Origin of the sequence: Bartonella sp. AC158YNML, from assembly GCF_042196725.1 — a bacterium.
Lineage (GTDB): Bacteria > Pseudomonadota > Alphaproteobacteria > Rhizobiales > Rhizobiaceae > Bartonella.
On sequence record NZ_JBHIQU010000036.1, the window covers coordinates 1 to 5,119 of the forward strand.

At 39.3% G+C, this 5,119-nt stretch carries 2 protein-coding genes; both read left to right on the forward strand.

The window, feature by feature from the left end; all coding sequences use genetic code 11:
* Positions 1–62: 62 nt before the first annotated feature.
* Complete coding sequence (locus tag ACFIM1_RS08835; RefSeq protein WP_375609754.1) at positions 63–269, forward strand: hypothetical protein; 207 nt, start codon at positions 63–65, stop codon at positions 267–269.
* Positions 270–332: 63 nt separating this feature from the next.
* Positions 333–5,119 (forward strand): hypothetical protein (locus ACFIM1_RS08840; protein WP_375609753.1); only part of this gene is annotated, 4,787 nt, incomplete at its 3' end.

Consider the following 5,119-nt stretch of genomic DNA (forward strand, 5'->3'; position numbering starts at 1 on the left):
TTAAAATATGTCTTTTTTGTGTTCTTAAGTGTGTTTCTAAAGGTTTTTTTGGGGAGTTCATTATGAAGAAATTATATACCATACAACTTTCTCGTTTTTCTTTTGTTCAAATTCTTTCATTGGTTGTGGCAGCGACATTTGTATCGAATATTACCTCTGTTTTTTCAGCAAATCCTGATTTTAGAAATACATTTGTTGAAGGTTTAAACGCGGTATCGGAAGGGGAGGGTTTTATCTTGATTTATTGGTTTTTGAAGTGCGCAAACTGAGGGTTTTGCCATGAGTGTTTCCGCGTGTTGTAATGATGTTGAACTCTGTTGGAGGAGATTCTTATGAAAAAAAAATATTCCACACAAAATTTAATTAAAGTTGTCTCTCTTAATACGGTAATGGCGACACTCTTATCGAGTGTTTCTCCTGTTTTTGCGGCGAATCTCTCAATAACAGGAGAGATATTTAGAAGCACAAATAGTGTTAATGTCATGTATCCGTATGGTAGTCATGGGAGTGTTGTTTTTTCTGGTGATGATGACTTCTGTGGTGCAGACAATGTTATTGGTCGTGGCGGCAAACAACAACAAGGAATTGCTGATAATCGACGAATAACTGCAGAGCAACAATATAATAGATTTATTACTGATCAAGAGTTTAACGGTCGTCATCCTTATGGTACGACCACTGAACAGGTTATTTGGACGGGTGATGGATACACGGGTAGCACTAATGGTAAAGTTTTGGGTGCTTATATAGGGGGAAGTACTGGTGGTTTTACTAATGCATTGCCTGAGGCTTATGGTGCTTATTCTTTTGCAACAGGGTGTGGGTCTGCAGCGACGGGTAATTATTCAACCGTTTTTGGTTCAGGTGCGACAGCAAAGGCTGGAGGAGCGCAAGCCTTTGGTGTTTCCGCACTTGCAGGTGGTATAGCAAGTATTGCTATGGGCGTGGGATCAGAGGCGTCGGGGAAATCTTCAGTTGCTATTGGAGGGCTTGCAACTGCATTAGGTACAAATAGTGTTGCTTTAGGTACAGATGCTGAAGCTTTGGGGGCAGGTGCTATTGCAATAGGGGGCAGGCACTTTGAAAAAAACACAGATAATCCTATCGGAAAAGTAATCGCGTATGCTGAAAATGCGATTGCTATAGGTACGCAAGCGTATGCTGTAACGGAAAATTCGGTTGCCATTGGTGTAAATTCAAAGGCGCTTGTTAATGATGGTGTTGCTGTAGGTAGAGGATCTATCTCTGATAGAGACAAGAATGTTGCTGGTTATGATCCTCGCTTGAATGGTAGCTCGACAGAAACCGGTATAGCATGGAAAAGCACAACAGGAGCTTTTAGTGTAGGGGAAGTAGGTGGCGGGGGTAACGGTAAGCTAACACGACAAATTACCGGTGTGGCTGCGGGTAGTGAAGATACTGATGCAGTGAATGTTGCACAGTTAAAAGCTTTGCGAGATTTGGCATCAGGAGTTTGGAAACTCTCTGCTAACAATACCGATCCTACAGACGTGAATCCAGGTAGTACAATAGATTTTTCAGTGAAAAATAGTGAAGTAGGAAAAGATAACTTAAAAATTGCAAAAAATACTGCAGAAAATAAGCATAAAATTGAATTTACTTTGAGTGATACTCTCAAACTTACAAGCGTCACTACAGGTCAAAGCTCTATGAGTAATGAGGGCTTTAAGTTTATTGATGGTAATGGACCAAGCATAACTTTAAATGGTATTCATGCTGGTGATAAAAAAATTACAGGAGTAGCTAAGGGGAAAGAAGAAACCGATGCCGTTAACAAAGGTCAGCTTGATGAAAACATAACCACTCTTTCTAAAAATATTGAAGACGTGCGTTCTGTGGCAGTTCTTTATGATGAGGAAGAAGATTTAGAGGATGTTAATCTGCCTGCGAGATCAGTGCGTAAAGTTAATAAGAAGAGTGTGACTTTTGGTGATCCAGAAACAAGCACTGTTGCTTTGCATAATGTTGGAAAAGGTAAAATTACCAATGAATCACATGATGGCATAAATGGTTCTCAGCTTTTTGAAACAAATGATAAGATTTCTACTTATTTAGGCGGTGGTGCTGGTTATAAAGATGGAAAATGGAGCGCTCCTACATTCACGGTTAAAACCTTTGATACTGATGGAGAGGCAAAAGAAGAGACTTATCAGAATGTAGCGGCTGCGTTTGAAGGTGTTAATACAGCTCTCACGACTGTTCAGAATAAAATTAACAATGCGATTATTAATGTAAAAGGTGATAGCCTTGTTAAGTGGAATGAAGAGGCAAAGTTAATCAAGATAGGGGAAGAAAAAGAAGGCACTAAAATCGATATTACAAATAAGGATGGTCATAATCGGATTCTTTCTGGAGTTGCTGCAGGTACTTCAGATACTGACGCTGTAAATTTCTCACAACTAAAGACAATTAAAGAACAAGTAGAAGCCAGTAGCTTTGTGAAGCAGGATGCTGAAACGAAACACATCACTATTGGTAAAGACACGGATGGTGACAAAATCGATATTGCCAACAACGAAAATGAAAAGCGTACTCTTACTGGTATAAAGGGTGGAGTGCTCTCAGCAGATTCAAATGAAGCAGTCATTGGTTCGCAGCTTTTTGAGACAAATGATAAGGTTGCGACCTATTTCGGCGGGGGCGCTAAATATGAGAATGGCCAATGGATAGCTCCTAAGTTTACGGTTACGACAGTTAAGAATGATGGCAACTCTGAAGAGAAGCAATACAATACTGTTGCGGAAGCTTTGGCAGGAGTTGGAAGTTCTATCACGAATGTTAAAAATGATATCACAAAGAAAATTAACAATGAAATTGCCAATGTGAAAGGTGATAGCTTTGTTAAGTGGGATGAAGATAAGCAACTAATCGAGATTGGCGCAGAAAAGTACGGTAATAAAATCACTATTTCCGATAATGATGGTAAGAGTCGAACTCTTTCTGGTGTGAAAGAAGCAGAACAGGACAATGATGCTGTTAACAAAGGCCAGTTAGATAAAGGTTTAAAGCAGTTGTCTGAGAGTCTTCAGTCAGATGAATCGGCTGTTATTCATTATGATAAAAAGGAAAAGGGTGAAACTGATTATACGAATATAACTTTAGGAAAAGGTAAGGGTTCTACCTCTGTTGGTCTTCACAATGTCGCTGATGGTATGATTTCTGAGAGTTCACATGATGCAGTCACGGGTGGTCAGATCAATACAATTGGTGAGGATATTGCTAAGTTCTTAGGTGGAGAATCCTCCTTTAAAGATGGCGCTCTTACACAGCCAACCTATAAATTATCCGAGGTTTCTGAAGAAGGTAAGATAAAAGATAAATCGTATACTGGTGTTGGCACGGCTTTTTCAGGTCTTGATGAAAATATCAAGCATGTAAGTCAGCGCATTAAAGAAGTATCAGAAGGCATTGCACAGGATTCTTTAAATTGGAGTAGTGCTGAGGGTGCGTTTTTAGCACAGCATGGGGAGAAAAAGGGAACAAAAACGAATAGCAAGATTAAGTTTCTTGCAAATGGAGAGGTTTCTGAAATCTCAAGTGATGCGGTAAATGGTTCCCAGCTTCATAGCTTAGGTAGCAGTGTTGCGCAGTACTTTGGTGGCGGTGCTGAATATAAGGATGGCGCATGGAGTGCTCCAAATTTCAAGGTTAAAACAGTTAAGGACAATGGTGGATCTGAAGAGCAAGAGTATAAAAATGTAGCGGAAGCTTTTGAAGGAGTTGGTACTTCTTTCGCGAATTTTCAAAATAAAATTACTAATGAGATTAGCAACCAAATTAATCACCTTCAATCAGATGACTCAGCTGTTGTGCATTACGATAAAAAGGATAAAGATGAGATTGATTATACGAGTGTGACTTTAGGTAAAGGTAAGAATTCTACTCCTGTTGGTTTGCATAATGTTGCCGATGGTGTGATGTCTGAGAGTTCACATGATGCAATCAATGGTTCGCAGCTTTTTGCTACGAATAAGAAGGTTATAAATGTTACTGATAATCTATCAAAAGTTGCTGAAAATACATCGAAATATTTTGGTGGTAGTACAGATGTACTCGAAGGTATAGAACCAGCTTTCCTTATTCAGGGGAAAACGCATCATAATGTTTTTGACGCGTTTACTGCTATCAATACTTCTATCACAAATATTGATAATAAGATTTCTAAAGATATTGATACAGTAACTGCAACAGCAGTTCTCTACGATAAAGATGAAAATGGCAATGTTAATTATGGTAGTGTGACTTTAGGTGGCGGTAAGAGCAATGGGCCAGTTGCTCTCCTGAATGTTAAGGATGGTGCAATTTCCCAGGATTCTCATGATGCAATCAATGGTAGCCAGATTAATAAAATATCAGGAGATATTGCAAATTACTTTGGTGGGGATGCAGCATTTCAGGATGGTGCTTTTGTAGGCCCTAGATATAATCTATCTCAAGTGTCTGCAGATGGTAACGTAGAACAGAAAACCTTTGAAAATGTTGGTGATGCTTTGACGGGGCTTGATGTGAATGTCAAAAGTGTGAATCAGCGCTTAACGAATGTATCCAATGAGTTTAATCAGAAAATTGAAGGTATCACGAAAGATGCTTTATTGTGGGATGATGAAGAAGGAGCATTTGTTGCACGTCATGAAAAAGATGGGCAGAAGACAAAGAGCAAATTAAAGTATCTTTTGGATGGTGAGATTGCCGAAGGTTCAACGGATGCCATTACAGGGAACCAACTTTATCTCATAAGCAACCAGCTTGCTAATTATTTCGGTGGCGGTGCCAAATATGGGAATGGCAAATGGACAGATCCTACTTTTAAGATTGTTCAAGTCAATGCTGATGGCACAGTTGGGGAGGAAAAGAACTATAATAATGTTGCTGAGGCGCTTGGTGGTGTTACTGGCGGTATGGTGAACATAAATAACCGTATTAATGATGTCATCAACAATGTTGATTCAGATGCTTTAAAGTGGAATGATAAAGAAAAAGCCTATGATGCTGGTCGCGATGGAAAGCCGAATAAAATTATTAATGTAGCCGATGGTAAAGTTGAAAAAGGTTCGAAAGATGCGGTTAATGGTGGACAACTTTGGGAAACCAATGAACG